Genomic DNA, 17,179 nt, shown 5'->3' with positions numbered 1-17,179 from the left:
ATATTGAGATCAGTGACGCTGTAATTTTTGACGTGAAATCAGCTGGGCAGACTGATCCACTAATAGCCGGTTAGTCGGCATAGGAAGTGATAAAGGCGACTGATTATAACGACTCACAGTGTTCATACTCGCAAACCTATTGGGCGAATACCTGACCGCAATTAATGGGCCTCAGCTAATCTGACTTCCATTGGCTGATAAATAAGGCCGCCAGACTCTGCAATCTCTCCGGCCAGTGTAAAGCCATAGCTGTGATAGGCGGCTACGGATGGCAGTGACGCCGACACGGTCACCTTGGGCTCTTTAGCTAGTTTAAGTGCTGTCGCAACAAGGGCTTTGCCAATGCCCTTGCGCTGTGCAGACGGTGAGACAAACAGCATCGCGATATGCCGGCCTGCTTTTAACTCAATCATGCCCACGGTCTGCTCAGCTATTTCGGCAACTAATATCTGGTTGCCTTCCGCCAATCGTGTTGCCAGGGCTGCTGGCGAGGCAACAGCCCTGAAGGTGTCACAGCCCTCACTCGACAATGTTGCTGCAAGCGCGGTGTTAAAAGCCTCCATACAAATCTGACTGAGGGTATCTAAATCCCCGAGCTCTGCGGGTCTTATGTGCATTGTATTGTCTAATCCTGGCGCTCTTGCGCTGCCACCCATAACACCCCAACGCTTTTTTTGACCACTTTGACTGTGGTGCCTTTTGCAATGGGCGTTTCGCATTTTAGCTGCCAGGTGATCCCCGAGTAAGCATGGGTGAGCTGGCTTTGCTCGTTGAGGTCTTCGCTGAGTGTAAAGGTGATATCAGCAAAGTCGCTGTTCACTTCTGTGCTCTGTGTTTTGGCCTGCATGCGCTTGAGCGGTTGCCACAATAAGCCGGCTAGTGCCGCTGTGAGCACTGCATTGACCCACAGCGCATTCATCAGGGTTGCGTCCAGTAAACCCACTGACATCATCAGGCCACTCAGGACCAGTGACAGACCAAGAAAAAACAGCACAAAGGTGGCAAAGCCCAGCACGGCAACTTCAACAATTAAGGCCAGTAATCCGAGTACAATCAGGATCTGACTCAGGTGCTCAACCAAGAGTGTCACAGTTGCTCCTTTTGTTTCTTATTCAAGCTGTTAATGATAGACATGCCCTGTGCAACCAGAGAGCTGGGGTCAGTGCCGCTTTCAGGAAGCAGTACGACTGATGATTCCCGGGCGATGGCTTCTTTAGCGACAATGGCTTTACTGGCCAAATCAAGCTGGATGGCTTTTTGTCCTTCCTCTGTGTTGGCCGCTTCACCGACTTTTCTGAGGGCATCTGCCTGGGCTTCTGCAACGGCAATAATGGCTTTTGCCTCACCTTCGGCTTTTAGGATTTGCTCAGCTTTTTCTGCTTCTGCGGCCAGTACCTGGGCTTGCTTCTTACCCTCGGCGACATTGATGGCTGCCTGTCTGTCACCTTCTGACTCCAGTATCTGTGCGCGTTTAACACGTTCGGCCTTCATCTGTGCTTCCATCGCTTCCATCACTGAGTTGGGGGGCACGATATCTTTGATTTCATATCTAAGTACCTGAATACCCCAGGGGTCGGATGCTGCATTGATAGCAGAGACAATATTGGTATTGAGCATATCCCGCTCTTCGAAGGTTTTATCCAGTTCCATTTTACCCAGCTCACTACGCATCGTTGTCTGGGCCAGCTGAGTGACGGCAAAGATGTAATCGTCAACGCCATAAGTGGCTTTGTAGGGGTCCAGCACTCGAAAATACAAAACGCCGTCGACAATTAAAGAGATATTGTCGCGGGTTATGGCTGACTGAGAGGGAACATCAACGGCTTGTTCTTTGAGGCTGCGATCGGCAGAGACCTGATCAATAAAAGGCACAATAAAGTTCAGGCCAGCCTCTTTGGTCGACTGGTATTTACCAAATCTTTCTATTATCCAGGCGCGATTCTGTGGGACAAATTTGATGCTCCCTTTGAGCACAAAAATGATAAAAATGAGCAGAAACGCCTCAACCGTTAGCAGGTAATCGAGAATGAGCGTAATTGGGTCCATGTTTATTCCTTATTTATATCCATTTATTTACTATAGCAACAATGCTGAAAGTGGACCATTACCAGCCAGAGAAGCGTGGCCAGTAGTCCACTTCATCATCACAGATGACGTGATAGCCCTGGTGTTGAGCAGCGGTAGCACAGGCATGATTGGGCAAAATACGTAATAAAGTACCGATTGCAAAGTGGCTAGTGTCGAGTGTATCTGGAAGCGCCACAATGCCGTGCTCCTGGTTAACACTAGTGATGCACAGCCCGGGCAAAACGTCGCCCTCACCATTACATACCAGTCCGTAACCGCATGGCTGCGATGCAAGCCCCAAATCGCGCGACAGTGCCATCCATCCAGCGTCGAGGATCAACCAGTTTTTTTCGCGATTGTGGCCTATCACCCGGGTGAGCACACTCAATGCAATGTCTTGCGGTTGACACACGCCTAGTCCTGCCATGACCAGGTCCATACTGGCATATACCCCGGCGCGTACTTCTGTTATGTGCTCAAATCCGTCTCCCAGTAAAGCCGTTGGTGTGGAACCGACGCTGACGACGGGGCAGTCTATGTGTTGCGAGCGCAGTGTATCGGCCGCTATTTGCACTGCGCGTTGCTCCTGTTGCGCCATAGCACGAATTTCATCCAAACTATGGCAGTCATAAGAACCTCCTGCATGAGTCAGAAGGCCTGTAAACAGTCCGGATGAGTCCAGGATTTTAGCAATCGCAATCAGTTGCGGATCTCTGGGTTTGACACCGGCGCGTTTGCCATCGCAATCTACTTCTATGAGGCAACTGAGCTGACAGTCATTTTCGAGGCAAAAGGCATGGATAAACTGTGCCTGCTCAAAACTGTCCAGAAGAATATGTAAAGTGACTCCCTGGTTTTGTATGTCCAGAACTTCCACAAGTTTATGTTCACTGATCCCCACTGCATAGGTAATGTCTTTAAAACCAGCCTGAGCGAATTGCCTCGCTTCTTGGAGAGTCGAAACTGTGCAAGGAGCTGATTGATCCGCCAACATATGGCGCGCAACATCTACTGACTTTAGGGTTTTGAGGTGCGGTCGCAATGTAACTTCAAACTGTGACAAATGTTTATTGAGCCGTTCAATGTTGTTTAGCAGCTTCTTTTTTTCCAGTAACAAACAGGGGGTGTGTAAAGCATTGAGTGACATAAAAACTCCTTGTGTAATGGATCACTGACGCAAACTACTTCGGCTTATAAAGGGACTAATCCCTGCATGTTTTCAGATGTTCTGGACCCAGGTTACTTGTATTGGTAAACACTGTGTATTTACACTGAGGTGTGGCAACCAATGTATACGCATTTGTCCCTAAATCAAAGTGTTAATCATCACTGAATCTCAGCTATGTTTAACCAAATTGTCATAATTGTGCCTTGATTATTGTCTATGATGGTTTTGAATCAGGAACAAGTGACATTAGTTGGAGCGTAGCAACTATGCCTATGCAATATTATGAAGACAACGCATTACAATTAGCGAAATTGTATCAGTCTTACCGCTTTGAACTGCTGCATGCTTCATGGCTAAAATTTGTTACCCCTTTAATGGAAGAATCGGGTCTAAAGTTTTTGGATATCGGCGCCGGAGCAGGCAGAGACGCAAAGTTTTTTGCTGAACAGGCGGAGCAGGCTGAGGTTGTGGCAGTAGAGCCCGTGTGTTCGTTAAACCGCCTGGGGCAGGCCTACACACGAGACATGCCGATCAGCTGGTATCAGGATGAACTACCTTGTTTGTATAAAGTTCGCAAGAATCACCAGAATTTTGATGTGATTTTGGTGAGCTCTGTATTTAACTATCTGCAATCCAGTTCAGGCCAGCAAGCGATGCTGACCTTACGTCACTTGCTAAGCCCTAAAGGACTGCTGGTGATTAAGCTGCGCCACTGTAATGATGAAGAAGTACTTAAATTACGTGGTATGCAAAATTGCGCTGTGGATTACTTGTTGGATATTGCACAAAAAGCCGATTTAACTTGTCTTGAAGTCACCGAGCCTGAAGAGGATGCGCAGGGCCGGGCATCCATTACCTGGCAAACCCTCCTATTTAAGCCAGCTTAATAGACAAAATTTCCTGGCTGTTGCTGCTTGACCAGGCTTGCTCAGCAGCACGTTGCTGGGTGAGCCAGCGATAAGCCAGGTGTTCCCCAGGTGCGAGCTGCACGTCACAGTTTGCCGGCACGCAGATACTAAATACATACTCAGTGTTAATATTCGCACCCGCTATATACCTATGCCGCCATTGCTCTCTGATGGTGTATTGATTGCATTTTTGATGGTCCTGAATACTCAGCCCAAGTGCTTTGGCGTTAATACCGGTTTCTTCTAGTAGTTCTCTGTATGCGGTTTCAATGGGCGCTTCTCCGGGGTCAATTCCACCCGTAACGGATTGCCAGAAATCAGGGTCATCGGCACGTTGCAACAGTAAGAATTCATTGTGGCTGTTATAAATGATGACGAGTACGGAGTGGGGGTGTCTGAGTGTCATGGTATTAGTCATGCTGTTTTTAGCAAATTTACCCAAATACAAGCCATGTTGGCAAGTAAAATGGGCCGGGAGCAAAGCAAAAAAAAAGGCAGGAAATGTCCTGCCTAACCTCCAATAGCAACAAAAACTGTGCCAGGAAATACCCAATAAACCAACATCCTTGTTGGTAAGCTCTACTTCTCGGGAGTTCAATTGGAATGACTTGTGTGATGAGTCATGCCCTAAGGAACACCCACATGCTATCGCAGTGTTTTCCAAATGTAAACAAGAAAATGAGAATTCTCATATTAATATTTTTATATTTGTGTTTTTTGCCTATTTTTTACCAGTAAAATTAGTTGCTTCTTATCTTGTTTCTCTACTGGGTTCAAATGTAAAACGCAACCGTTGTTAACATATATTGTTTTTTTGTATTGGTTTTTTGTGGCTTATTTGAGCGGATTGCATTAATGCTGACCAATCTGCCTGGAAATTGTTCTCTGGTATATTAATTGTATCTGTACCATGCTTAACCAGAATGTAATTAGGTGTCACTGACTTATGCTCACAAGCTTGTTGTTTTCCGCCGCTGTCGCTTTAAGTCCAGCGGAGCTGTTTAAAACGCTTAACCAGTTGAAAGAGTTGAACGATAAAAACCCGGCTCAGGCGGTTGCACTGTTTCATCAGGCGCAGGATAAATTGCCGACGGAGCCAAGCAAAGGCCTGTTACAGGTTTACCTCGCCGGGCTTGAATCGGGCGTTCGGGCCCACGACTATGATGCGGTGTCTGATATTATCGCGCAGTTGAGCCGGAACTCGTGGCAGGCATACTTACAGGGAGAGCATATTCATGTTATTGGTTCAGTCGCGATTTATCATCGTCGCATGCATGATTACGAGTATGCTGAGCAGTTAAACAAATGCGCGCTGAATTATGTTGCCGACGAGAAACAATATGCACGTATAGCCAACAACCTGGCAGTGGTTTATCGATTTACAGGACAACACAAGAAGGCAACCAGCATACTGAAAGAAGCAATGATGCTCTCGGATGATAGAGAGATAATTGCCAATATTAAAAACAATCTGGGCAATCTTTACTTTGACAGCAGCAGCTATCGAAATGCCCAGCTGATGTACATTCGCGCTTTTTTATTCCATTCCGAGACTGAGCAATTTGGCCATGCGGCCGGTACCGGCCTGAATTTGCTGAATACTCAAATCCATTTACGAGACTGGGGCGGCTTTTTGCGTTTTAAGGCATCGGTTGCTGTTCAGGTAAATGCCAGTGGCCAGACGGTATTCAGTGACTTTTATCAATGGCAATTGGCTGTATTTGATACAGTGGTTGAAAAGCGGCAGTTGCAAGCGACTACGCAAGAAAAGCTGATTGCTTCCATGCCCACCCTGATAGGCTCAGAGTTGACTCCGTCGGTCGATCTATACGTTCAGCTGCTTAACAATATGCCCATTAGTGAAGCCTGGCGAAAGGCAAAAGCAAAGCAACAACCTACGCAGATCAATAAGCCCGATGGCGGACGCATTGTGATAAAGCGGTGGTGTAATCGCGGTGCCAGCTCTACAACTCAGAGCTAGGGTTAGATGGGAACAGTGTCACTTTGTGTGTCTGTTGATGAGATAGTAACGAAAATTTAAATTTGATCAGTTGTAAATTTGCGGTTAATAATTAAGTTCCTATTTTCATATCTCTGCTGATATGAAAAAGGAATACTCACATGTAAAGGAACTTAATTATGAAAACACTACAATCATTGTTTGCCTTTGGTGCACTGGGCGTTGCTGCACTTGCCCAGGCAGCAATACCCTATAACAATACACCTTACGAATTCACTCAGCCTGACGGTCAGGTGATTAGCTTGTTTCTGCAAGGTAATGATTATTATGCAGAGCAAAGGACCGCAGACGGCCGTTTGGTGATCTACGATGAAACGTTAAAAGGGATGGCTTATGCAAAGGTCAGTAATGACGGCACTGAGCTGGTATCTACCGAAATACTGGTTGGCAGTCAGAGTAACATATCGGCAAAAACAGTCAGTGAGTCTCAGGCTGGGCTGACGGATGCCGCCAGAGCTGCGCAGGTTGAGAAAATGCGCGCACGTATGCTCGGAAGCCATGAGGCGTTTCACACTTCGATGCTTGAGACTCAAAGTGTTGAGGAGATCAGTGGCCAGGTAAAAGGGTTGACGATTATCATCGATTTTCCGGATGAGCGGGGAACGATTTCAAAAGCTCAGGTCGAGCGCTTTTTGAATGATCTTAATTATAACGAGTTTGGTAATGCGCAGTCGGTCCGTGGCTACTTTCGCTCAGTATCCGGCAATAAACTGGATTACACGAATACAGTCACTCAGTATTACACGGCAAAAAAGACCAAAGCATATTATGCCGATTCCAGCCTCAGCTCAACGGTGCGTTCTCAGGAGCTCATCAATGAGGCATTACAATGGCTGGAGTATCAGCAGGGATTTGATTTCTCTCAGTTAACGACAAACAGTAGTAAACAGATCCGTGGCCTCAATATCTTTTATGCCGGTAACTCAGACAGTGCCTGGTCTAAAGGGTTATGGCCGCATATGGCGAGGCTTAGCCCACGTTTTTGCGCTGATGGGGTATGCTCCGATCGCTATCAAATCACAGATATGCGCGCCAGTCTGGCAATTGGTACGTTTGTCCACGAGTCTGGGCACCTGATCACTAACTGGCCTGATCTTTATGACTACGATGGTAGCTCCGAAGGCTCTGTCGCCAGTTTTGGTGTGATGGGCTACGGCGCGATCGGGACTACGAATCGTTACAAGCCGACGCCACCAGTGGCACATTTCCGGGCCATTGCTGGCTGGGACACAGTCACAGAGCTAAACCCGGCCATTAACTCGAATGCACCATCAGGCCGATTAAGCCATACCTCGCACAGCGGTACTTCATATAAATGGACCAACCCGGCAAACAGCAATGAAGCCTTTTATATCGAAGCCATCCATAAGTCAGGTCAGAATTCTGAGCAACTCGATCAGGGCTTAGCTGTCTGGCACGTCGACAGTCGTGGCAGCAATTCCAATGAGTGGTATCCGTATATTCAGATGGAACATGGCGATGGTAATCGGGACCCGGAATACAAGCGCAATCGCGGTGACGGGAGCGATTTGTTCGATGTGGCCGGAGAGTTTACCCATGCTTTACCTAACTCTCAAACGTCTCGCGGTACCAATGCACTGTGGTGGAATGGCAGCGATTCGGGGCTCAGAATTACCAATATTTCAGATCCGGCACAAACCATCTCTTTTACCATTGAATCTGAGGCTCAGCCAGATCCGGACACCTATACCGGGACTCTGAGCGACAAGCAAAGTGTGATAGAGCCAAATGGTAGCTGGTTTCAGTATGGCGGTGGCACCATTGCGCTGACCCTGAGCGGACCGGCAAGTGCTGACTTCGATTTGAAAATAGAGAAGTGGCTGAGTGGCAGATGGCAACAGGTGGCCATATCCGAGACACCAACGTCTACTGAGTCCATCAACTACACTGCCTCATCGGGTTATTATCGATTTATTGTGTATTCCTACTCTGGCGCTGGCAGTTATACGTTGCGTGTGAGTAAATAAACACAGGTTGTGAGCTTGTCCGGGCTGCTGGCTTGGGCAAGCTGTTAAGCTTTGGCTATAACAGGTAAAAAAAGTCGCCAGTTTTGTCATGGCTTTGAAATCTGCGACTATTATTAAAACAGCAATATTAAATGCTGTTGGAGTTGTACTCCAGGGACACATAGCCTGAGAAGTTTACCGTCAGAGACAATAAGGTGAAATCATGTGCAACTCCTCGCTCAGAGTCCAATCCGTGCTATTGCGGACTCTGCCTATGCTACTCTGTCCAGTGTTGGCTGTCGCTGAAACACAGACCAACACACCTGTTAAAGATCAAAGTGCTATTGAAACGATTGCAGTAACAGGAACGCGGATCAAGCGTTCTATACAATCTGACAGCGCTTCTCCGATATCGAGCACGGAACTGAGTGACCTGACCGATATCGGCGCGAACAACATCAGAGACCTGATTGAAGTTTTGCCTTTTAATGCCGGGTCTCAGAACAATTCAGACAACTTGTCGCAAAACTTCACAGTGGGAACCTCAAACGTCAACCTTCGGGGCTTGGGGGTCTCTTCAACTTTGGTACTACTCAATGGGATCCGGCAAGTTACGTCAGCGGTAGTGACCGATCAGGGCGCCAGTTTTGTTGATACTGCCTCATTGGTCCCGACGCTGGCGATTAAACGGGTCGAAATATTAAAAGATGGGGCTTCTGCCATTTATGGATCGGATGCGGTCGCGGGGGTAGTCAACTTTATTACCCGGGATGACCTGGAAGGCACTGAGCTACAATACGAGTACCGAACCCGCTGGAGCGATGGCGATCAGGATGACACCAAAATTGATTTTGCCCATGGCGGATATGTCGGTGATACTGGGCATATGTTATTTGCGGTCAGTTTTCTGGAGCGCTCAAGCTTGTTGCTTGATGAGGTCGACTGGCTACAGCCGGCAACCAGTAGCTTTGGTAACCCGGGCAGCTTTGTTATTCCGTCGATGGCTGATGAAAATAACCCCAATGGCTTAACGGTTGCGGATCCAAATTGTGTGGCCAATGGGGGGATCTTTTCCGAAGGGAGCAATGGCAACTCGTTTTGTCTGTTTGATTTCGGCCCGCAAATCACGGCGGTTCCAAATGAAGACCGACTACAGGCTTATGCCCGGGCTACCTGGGACTGGAGCGATACAACACGTTTGTGGGCTGAATTTGGCTATGCCAGAAACAAAATTACCCGTGAGGTTTCACCGAGTTTTCCGGTATTGAATGCGCCTAGTGTGCTTGCCAGTCACCCGGATAACCCCTATGGCGAAGATATCTTTTTTCGCGGCCGCCCCTATGGCGTAGGCAAACCAACCGAAATTAACTACTACGATCACACGACGTCTCGGTTTGCGTTTGGTGGTGATGGCGAGTTAACCGAAGGGATATATTGGCAGTTCTCATTTGTTGCAGCAGCGAATGACGCCATATTGAACCCCAGAGATGTCATTACCGATAATTTTCAAGCTGCTTTGCATGGTTTCGGTGGAATAAAATGCAGTGGCACCACCGCTGCTGAGGCTGGACAAGGGGAGTGTTATTACTTCAACCCCTTTGACCCTCAAGACCCTGATAATGAGCTGCTGAGAGACTTCATCATCGGTGACTACCTGGGCGATGCAGAGTCTGAAATGCGCGTTTACGAAGCCGTGATAACGGGAGAGTCCCTGTTTGATGTGGGTGGGGGAGATGTTGGCTATGCGCTCGGCCTTCAATACCGGGATGAGTCTATCAATAATGTCTATGATTCCTTTACCCAGCAAGACAGCTTTGCCTTTTTGATTGGTAATCAGAATTTTTACGGTGAGCGTGATGTGAAAGCCCTGTTTGCTGAGGTATTGGTGCCCCTGACCCTGGATTTGGAAATTGGTGCGGCGGTGCGATATGAGGACTATGGTGAGTTTGGTGGCGATACGACCAATCCAAAAGTGTCTTTCCTCTGGCTTGCTAATGACCTGTTTTCGTTCCGTGGTACCTACAGTACATCTTTCAGAGCCCCTTCTGTTCACCAGTTACAAGGGGTACAAACCAACTTTGCCAACATCACAGATCCGGAGGATGGCTCCACAACCTTTGGTGGTAACCGAACTGTGGGTGACCCGGATCTGGTGCCGGAAACCTCACAAGCCGTTAATCTGGGTTTATCCTTCTCTTTGGACGAGCTTGCTGTTGATTTAGATTACTGGGACTTTTCTTTTGAAGATGTGCTTACTCGTGAGAGCCATCAGGCCGTGGTGAATGCGAATCCGAATGATCCGACTCGAGTGATCCGTACGTCAGCGGGCACCATTTCAATCGTGAATACCAAGTTTATTAATGCAGAAGCGATTGATACCTCCGGGCTGGATATCAGCGCAACGACCATTTATCGCACGGATCTTGGTGATTTTAGGCCACAACTGAAGGCCTCTTATCTGCTGAGCTACGATTTAATGGACGCATCCGGCAATACCAGTGATGGACTGGGTAAACTCAACCGTAATACGGTCGGCAATCCGGCGCCGCGGTTACGTGGCAGCATAGGTATGAACTGGTCGGACGGAGAGCACAGTGCAAATATCTATCTTCGTCATGTTGCCAGCTATGAAAATGACGTAAGTGGTGAATCTATCAGCTCTTTCAACACCATTGATCTGCAATACAGTGTCAATCTAGGTGAAGTGGTCAGAGAGGACTCAGAAACTCGGCTCATTGCAGGCATAGTTAATACAACCGATGAAGATCCGCCTTATGTGGCCATTGCCGGCAGTTATGACCCCAGAACGGGCGATCCGCGGGGGCGCCGGGCCTATATAAAAATCCAGCTGAGCTTTTGATCTATGACTAACTGTGTGCGGGTGCTGCAACGCGTACTGAATGTCAGGTTTGCTTGCCTGGCTATGTGGCATATAGCCTGGCACAGAGTCGTGCCTCTATGATAATACGCAGGCTGTTTCATGTTCTGATAATGTTTTGTTTGCTGGGTGCCAGTGTGCCAGAAGAGCGGGTGATCAAGCTGGTCACGCTGGAATATCCACCTTATGAATTCCAGGGAAAAAATGGTCCCAGTGGCATAGCCGTGGAATTAGTGCGCGAGGTTTTCAGGCGCATGGAGCAGCCCTACACAATTGAGATCCTGCCCTGGGGCAGAGCGATTAGAGAAGTCGAGATTGGGCGCTATGATGGCATTTTCACCATTTACAAAACCCCACAGAGACTGACCTTTTTGGATTATGCGGACGAACTCCTGATAGAACAATCAATTGCCTTGTTTACGTTGAGAAAAAACAACATTCACTTCGATGGCCGGCTTAACTCATTGGCACCTTATCGAATAGCGGTGATGCACAAAGTGAGCTACGGCTCCGAAATTGACACTGCGCTAAAAAAGGGGGTGTTTGAGAACGTGGTTACAACGGATACAGGTAAAAAGAGTTTTGAGTTGCTCCTTGCGGACCGCGTTGAAGTGGTCGTGATAAACAGATTGGGGGCGCTCGAAATCATTAAACAGCTGGGGATTGAAGACTTGGTTGCAGAGGTACCGAGCTACCGATATGAGATACCCAGTTATATTGCGTTTTCTAAAACGCGCACGCTGGATAAAACCAGGCTGGAAGTAGAGCAAACATTGCGAGATATAAAAAAGGACGGTACATACGACAAAATATTGCAAGAGTACCTGAAGCACTACAACAAGGAACAGTCCATTTACGATACGTCACCACAAACAGGTAAAGCAGTTGAAGAGCGCTCTTAAACCAGCGCAATGAAGAGGCTCAGTCACATGAAACTCAAAATAAAATCCAGATTGATCTTGTTGTCACTGATCCCCGTGATCATCATTTCATCGGTTGTGACCTTAATCACGTATCTGGAAGCCAAAAAGCTCAATGAAGTGCAGGTCGACCTGAGCCGAAAAGAGATGATGCGGATGAAACGCGTGGAGCTAAAGGCCTATCTGGAAATTGCAAAAACAGTCCTGACGCCACTCATGCAGGGAGACCACGCCGAGTCAGAAGCCATTGCATTGCTTAAGAATATTAAGTTCAGCGGGACTGGTTATCTATTTGGTTTTAAGCCCGACGGAACGCGTGTAATGCAGGGCGACAGCGATCAGGGTATTGGTAAAAACTTCATTGACTTGCAGGATAAACGAGGTAATTACCTGGTACGGGACATCATTACATCGGCGCAAACGGGCGATGGGTATTCGGTTTACTATTTTCCAAAGCTGGGTAAGACGGAACCACTGCCTAAGCTGGCCTACAGCATTTATATCGCTAAATGGGATCTGATTGTGGGCACCGGCTTTTACACAGACGATGTAGATGCGCTGGTTAAGTCAATGCGAGACGAAAACGAAGTACGGCTCTATGAGAGCATCGCGAATATACTGGTGTTTACTTTAGTGGTGTCTTTCGGGGTTGCCGGGTTAGGTCTGATGATCAGTAAAAGCATCACTGTACCTTTGTCTAAATTTGAAGACACCATTCACATTTATGCCGCCAGAGATGCCGATTTAACCGTGCGGATCCCGGATTTTACCGTGCCTGAATTTGATAGTCTGAGCCGGGATTTTAATATCTTTCTGGGGCAGCTCCATGAACTCATCAAGAAGGTGGCTAAGCTTACCAATGAGGTAGTGGATGAAACGCGTCAAATCTCCACAGCGTCGGGCAACATCAACTCAATATTACTGCGCCAGCAAACGGAAACTGAGCTGATAGCCACGGCGATGACTCAGCTGACAGCATCTGCTGAAGAAATTTCCCGCAATGCCAATGAGGCCGCTAACTCGGCTAAAAATGCCGATAGCAGCGCCAATGATACCCGGCACTCTGTCGATGAAGCCATGAACTCAGTGAATACCCTGGCCGAAAAACTGGATGAGGCCAGTAGCGTGATTTCAAAGTTGGAAGGGGATGTTCAGGGGATCTCCGGGTCATTATCCATTATTCAGGAAATAGCCGAACAAACCAACCTGTTAGCGTTGAATGCGGCCATTGAGGCAGCACGCGCAGGGGAACAGGGTCGAGGGTTTGCTGTGGTGGCCGACGAAGTCAGAGAGCTGGCTACCCGGACGCAAAAAAGCGCATCTCAGATCCTGGGTGTGATCAACACACTCACTGACGGCTCAAAAGACGCGGTACGCGCAATGGAGTCGAGTAAAAGTTACAGTGCGACCACCGTTGATAAAGCAGCTTCTGCATCCGAGTCGCTCAAACAAATAGTGCAATTTATCAATGAAATCCTCAGTGTCAATGAGCATATCGCTGATGCAACCAAGGAGCAAAACATCGTTGACAAGGAAGTATCAGAGCGCACTGACTCTATTTCACAGCACAGTAAAGAGTCGGTGTCGATTGGTACTGAGAATTTAGCTGTCAGTACTAACCTGAGTGAAAAGGCAGGCGAGCTGGCTGCTATCGTTAATCGCTTTAAGATCTGAAATGAGGGAGCTCAGCGGATGTCAATGTACCTGTTAGGAAAGTGAAATCATGCTAAAGAAACTTAAAAACCTGGGGCCAGGCGTAATTGTGACCGCCGCTTTTATAGGTCCTGGCACTATTACCGCGTGTACGTTAGCCGGTGCTCAGTTTGGTTATGCTTTGTTATGGGCGTTGGTTTTTGCAACTCTGGCAACCATCATTTTGCAGGAGATGTCAGCCCGCGCCGGGATAGTAACACAGCAGGGGCTGGGGGCCGTGATCCATCAATCGCTGGCCGACTCGATTTGGAAGTGGCCATTGTTTATCTTAATCATTGTGGCCATTTGTGTCGGAAATGCTGCGTATGAGGCGGGCAATTTAGTGGGTGCTGCGCTGGGTATTGAGGCGATCACGACGCCGGGCAAGTGGGTCTTTCGTGGCTCTATTATTGCATTGACGGCGGTTGGTGCCGTGATTTTAATTCTCGGTACTTACAAACAAATAGAGCGTATCTTGATCACGCTGGTGGCAATTATGGCATTGGCTTTTGTGGTCACCTTTTTCCTGGTTGATCCAGATTTAACGGCGCTGCTAAAGGGCATGGCAACCCCTCAATTACCAGAAGGGTCTTTGCTGACAGTGATAGCGCTGATAGGCACAACTGTGGTGCCTTACAACCTGTTTTTACATGCGTCGGCAGCTAAGGCGCATTGGACAAATCCGGAGGATATCCCACAAGCGCGTGCAGATACTGCCATTTCCATTGGTCTGGGTGGGCTTATCGCCATTCTGGTGACCTCTACGGCAGCGGCGAGTATCTTTACCCTCGGTTTGAGTGTTAATAATGCCGTTGATATGGCCAAAGTGTTTGAGCCGCTGTTTGGCAGTTTGTCTAAATACCTGTTGGGCATTGGCTTGTTTGCTGCGGGATTGAGCAGTGTTATCACAGCGCCACTGGCAACCAGTTACGTGGTCACCGAGTTGCTGCAATTGAACACCGAAGTAGACACGCGGGCCTTTCGCTTGATCAGCGTTACTGTGATAGTGATTGGTGCCGTTTTATCTATGGCCAATATTAAACCCATAGAGATCATTCTGTTGGCTCAGTTTGCCAACGGCCTGTTATTGCCAATTATCGCCGGTTTTTTGCTGTATGTTATGAACAACAAACGAATGCTAGGGAAATACGCAAATACTACGGTTTCGAATATTCTGGGCTTTTCTGTGCTGCTCTTTACCGCCATGCTGGGTATTCGTTTGATAGCAAAATCTCTGGGGTGGATTTGACATGGCAAAAGCTGCAGGCGGGGAAATGAAAAGCTGAAGCGTTTTAGTCGCTTCGGGTTACTTAATATGGTGATGGTATTAACCCGGGTTACCCGTGCCTTTGACTTTTCTTGAATGAAATATCGCCAGACCAATATACACGTAGGTTGCATAGATATTGATAAAAGGGATCAAAGCAACGAGCATTGCAGCGGCTTTGCTGTATTGATATTTATAAGCAATCAGTAAGTTTACTCCCAGACACAGGATGAACTGTAGCGCAAGCACTGTGGGGGCCAACGGAAGATCTCCATTTCTCAGCATGTCTAACATAATGTAAGTCCTTTTATTTTCTGCTCTTCCAGCTCAGGTTAGTACACATTTTTTTGTAGATAAAGTGTAACTCTTGGCTTGTTGGAGTCAGGCCCAGTTAAAGTGCTTAGCGTACAGACTATTGCGGTCGCGGTTTTACTCTAGCTGCGCTTTTAAGTATTTCACAGCTTCTACCAGCTGGTTATCTTGATGTGTTATGACGCTTTCTATCGTCCTGGGTACCCATATATCAATTTCGACGCCCGCGTTGATCAAGGGATCACCATTGAGTCGGTTTGCAAGCATATTGGTAAAGACAAAAATATTATCCCGAGACAAGTTATCCGAGAAGTTAAAGAAATCCGCTTCAAAGACTTCTCCGTTGATCCCTGATGTGGCTTCACCCAGGACTTTTATTCCGCCAGCGCGTGCAAACACAAGTGCATGCTCATTCCGACTTTGGCTTTCCCTGGAGGCCAGTGCTATTGCCGGAATATTCAGTGCGTCCTGTGCAATACGGATTGTCTGTGGCAGGCTTTGTACCTGCACGTCACTTTGATTGGGTGCACCTTGCCAGTAGTTGGCAAGCGTGTTGTTAACGGCATCCGTTTTAATAAACCAACTGAGTACCCCCTGCCACCCTGGCCAACTGGTTGGGTAATGGCGCATATCCAGCACGACGGCTTTGGCCTCTGCCAGCTGCGACTTGAGTGAGCTGAGGCCTTGCTGTTCGACATTATATACATTAATACGATAAATGTTGTCACCTAAAGGTTCCAGCACATCAACGCTGTGGGGCACATATCTGAGACCGCTGAAATTGAGAGCGCTCTCGCTCTTAAGCGGGGTTACGGTTTGCTGGATCACACGCTCATCTGGCTTTTTTATCTCGTAGTGAACGGGTGTTGAAGAGGTTTGGTAAAAGTGCATGCGTGCAACCCGGTTAACCCCTTGTAGTTGGTTGTAGAAAGAATGAGCAGTTCGGTTTTGCAGATAAGCCTGCACCGCTTCACCGTCAATGGAGGTTATTTCATCGCCAATCTCGATTTCCGACGGATTGTTTTGCTCCGTGCGCGTAACAATGGCTTTCCCTTCAACCATTTCGAAGAAAAAGGGCATGTAATAATCAAACGGAGGCAACTCGGGGTTTGGTAAGGCAATATTGAGGTGGTTGTCATTGAGCTTGGTAAATTCGGTATAAATGCGGGTGTTTCTTTGCGTAAGGTCCGACTCAGTGCAGGCATTTAATAATGGCTTAAGGCTTTGCGTCCAGTTCAGTTCGACTTGGTGAAAATAAGGCCAAAAGTGCTGGATCATGGCCCACATGCCAGAGACGGTCGCCATGCATATTTCCGGCTGTTCAAAGTTTTCTGTCAGTTGCCAGCGGCCCACCCGGGAAAATGTATCGCCCGTCAACTGAGCTTGTGCAGGCAGGTACAAAGGGACATAAACCCTTTGCTGGCCATAGTCCAGTGTCGCATATCGGTTGTTGGGCAAGTACAGCTGGTTACTGAGTGAGTCGTAGTTGCCTGAGCGCAGATCTCTTTCATAGAAACGCTGCGAAAAAGGCGCATTTTGTTGCCAGGCCATGACTTGTGTTTGTTGCTCTAGTGTGGGCAAGTGGTCCTGTTGTGTTGTGACATAGGGTGCGATTTGTCTTAGTAACTCTATGCCCTTGTCTGAGCGCGCCGCTTCTTCTGTCTGGCTTAACTCGACAATACTCTCGGCAATAAAGAGTGGCCAGTTTGATGCACTTACTTCTTCAGAGGGATAAAAGTACTGCACTGAATGGGCCAGCGTGACAAAGTGTTCTACGTCATCAATCAGTGCTTCGTTAAATGTGACATCGGGACGCGCCTGGGGAGAGTCTGGCAAGCGGTTATTATCCGGCGGAGACACTGGGCTTGAACCCGGAGATTGGGTGTTCTCATTACCTTTGTTACCCCCACTGCCGCCACAGGCCGTCAAACACAAACTTATGCATATAAAAAGCAACTGATTTCGCATCACACATTTCCC

Annotated in this window: 14 protein-coding genes; 7 read left to right on the top strand and 7 right to left on the bottom strand. The window is 47.8% G+C overall.

Annotation, left to right across the window (positions count from 1 at the left end):
- Nucleotides 1-161 precede the first annotated feature (161 nt).
- The 4 genes from CWC22_RS20575 to CWC22_RS20560 are packed head-to-tail and all read right to left on the bottom strand — an operon-like array spanning nucleotide 162 to nucleotide 3,214.
- Nucleotides 162-617 carry a GNAT family N-acetyltransferase gene (locus tag CWC22_RS20575; RefSeq protein WP_138538005.1) on the bottom strand — a complete coding sequence of 152 codons (456 nt, stop codon included), beginning with the start codon at nucleotides 615-617 and terminating at the stop codon, nucleotides 162-164.
- An 8-nt stretch (nucleotides 618-625) separates the two neighbouring features.
- Complete coding sequence (locus tag CWC22_RS20570; protein WP_138538004.1) at nucleotides 626-1,090, bottom strand: NfeD family protein; 465 nt, start codon at nucleotides 1,088-1,090, stop codon at nucleotides 626-628.
- On the bottom strand, nucleotides 1,087-2,046 hold the full coding sequence (locus tag CWC22_RS20565) for a slipin family protein (RefSeq protein ID WP_138538003.1): 960 nt from the start codon (nucleotides 2,044-2,046) through the stop codon (nucleotides 1,087-1,089). Before CWC22_RS20565 ends, CWC22_RS20570 begins: the two co-directional genes overlap by 4 nt.
- Nucleotides 2,047-2,104: 58 nt before the next feature.
- Entirely contained in the window at nucleotides 2,105-3,214 is a 1,110-nt protein-coding gene (locus tag CWC22_RS20560) for an alanine racemase (protein WP_138538002.1), read from the bottom strand.
- Nucleotides 3,215-3,501: 287 nt separating this feature from the next.
- On the opposite strand from CWC22_RS20560, the gene CWC22_RS20555 reads away from it, so the two are divergent.
- A complete protein-coding gene (locus CWC22_RS20555) occupies nucleotides 3,502-4,122 on the top strand; it encodes a class I SAM-dependent methyltransferase (protein ID WP_138538001.1) in 621 nt (206 codons plus the stop codon).
- On the opposite strand, the gene nudB is transcribed toward CWC22_RS20555, so the two are convergent.
- Entirely contained in the window at nucleotides 4,109-4,549 is a 441-nt protein-coding gene (gene nudB, locus CWC22_RS20550) for a dihydroneopterin triphosphate diphosphatase (RefSeq protein ID WP_138538000.1), read from the bottom strand. The genes CWC22_RS20555 and nudB overlap by 14 nt on opposite strands.
- A 540-nt stretch (nucleotides 4,550-5,089) precedes the next feature.
- Between nudB and CWC22_RS20545 the strand changes: the two genes are divergently transcribed.
- The 6 genes from CWC22_RS20545 to CWC22_RS20520 all read left to right on the top strand — a co-directional run bounded on the left by CWC22_RS20545 (nucleotide 5,090) and on the right by CWC22_RS20520 (nucleotide 14,869).
- The gene (locus CWC22_RS20545; protein ID WP_138537999.1) at nucleotides 5,090-6,124 is read left to right on the top strand and encodes a tetratricopeptide repeat protein; all 1,035 of its coding nucleotides are present in this window, start codon (nucleotides 5,090-5,092) and stop codon (nucleotides 6,122-6,124) included.
- A gap of 158 nt (nucleotides 6,125-6,282) precedes the next feature.
- The gene (locus CWC22_RS20540) at nucleotides 6,283-8,151 is read left to right on the top strand and encodes a M6 family metalloprotease domain-containing protein (RefSeq protein WP_138537998.1); all 1,869 of its coding nucleotides are present in this window, start codon (nucleotides 6,283-6,285) and stop codon (nucleotides 8,149-8,151) included.
- A gap of 253 nt (nucleotides 8,152-8,404) precedes the next feature.
- Nucleotides 8,405-10,990, top strand: a complete 2,586-nt coding sequence (locus tag CWC22_RS20535; RefSeq protein ID WP_171045046.1) for a TonB-dependent receptor domain-containing protein — start codon at nucleotides 8,405-8,407, stop codon at nucleotides 10,988-10,990.
- Nucleotides 10,991-11,088: 98 nt separating this feature from the next.
- On the top strand, nucleotides 11,089-11,910 hold the full coding sequence (locus CWC22_RS20530; protein WP_138537996.1) for a substrate-binding periplasmic protein: 822 nt from the start codon (nucleotides 11,089-11,091) through the stop codon (nucleotides 11,908-11,910).
- 27 nt (nucleotides 11,911-11,937) lie between these two features.
- Nucleotides 11,938-13,602 (top strand): methyl-accepting chemotaxis protein, encoded by a 1,665-nt coding sequence (locus CWC22_RS20525; RefSeq protein ID WP_138537995.1) that lies wholly within the window; start codon nucleotides 11,938-11,940, stop codon nucleotides 13,600-13,602.
- 49 nt (nucleotides 13,603-13,651) lie between these two features.
- A complete protein-coding gene (locus CWC22_RS20520) occupies nucleotides 13,652-14,869 on the top strand; it encodes an Nramp family divalent metal transporter (RefSeq protein WP_125557324.1) in 1,218 nt (405 codons plus the stop codon).
- Between the two features lie 78 nt (nucleotides 14,870-14,947).
- Here the strand turns inward: CWC22_RS20520 and CWC22_RS20515 are convergent, their stop codons facing one another.
- Together CWC22_RS20515 and CWC22_RS20510 are read right to left on the bottom strand one after the other, a co-directional pair.
- Nucleotides 14,948-15,181: a hypothetical protein gene (locus tag CWC22_RS20515; RefSeq protein WP_138537994.1), complete on the bottom strand. Its 234-nt coding sequence runs from the start codon at nucleotides 15,179-15,181 to the stop codon at nucleotides 14,948-14,950.
- Nucleotides 15,182-15,316: 135 nt separating this feature from the next.
- Nucleotides 15,317-17,167, bottom strand: coding sequence for a peptidase S41 (locus CWC22_RS20510; RefSeq protein ID WP_138537993.1), 1,851 nt, complete (start codon nucleotides 17,165-17,167; stop codon nucleotides 15,317-15,319).
- Nucleotides 17,168-17,179: the final 12 nt, after the last annotated feature.

It is taken from the genome of Pseudoalteromonas rubra (assembly GCF_005886805.2).
GTDB lineage: Bacteria > Pseudomonadota > Gammaproteobacteria > Enterobacterales > Alteromonadaceae > Pseudoalteromonas > Pseudoalteromonas rubra_D.
The sequence above is the reverse complement of the archived record's forward strand: the minus strand, read 5'-3'. Positions and strand labels throughout refer to the sequence as shown.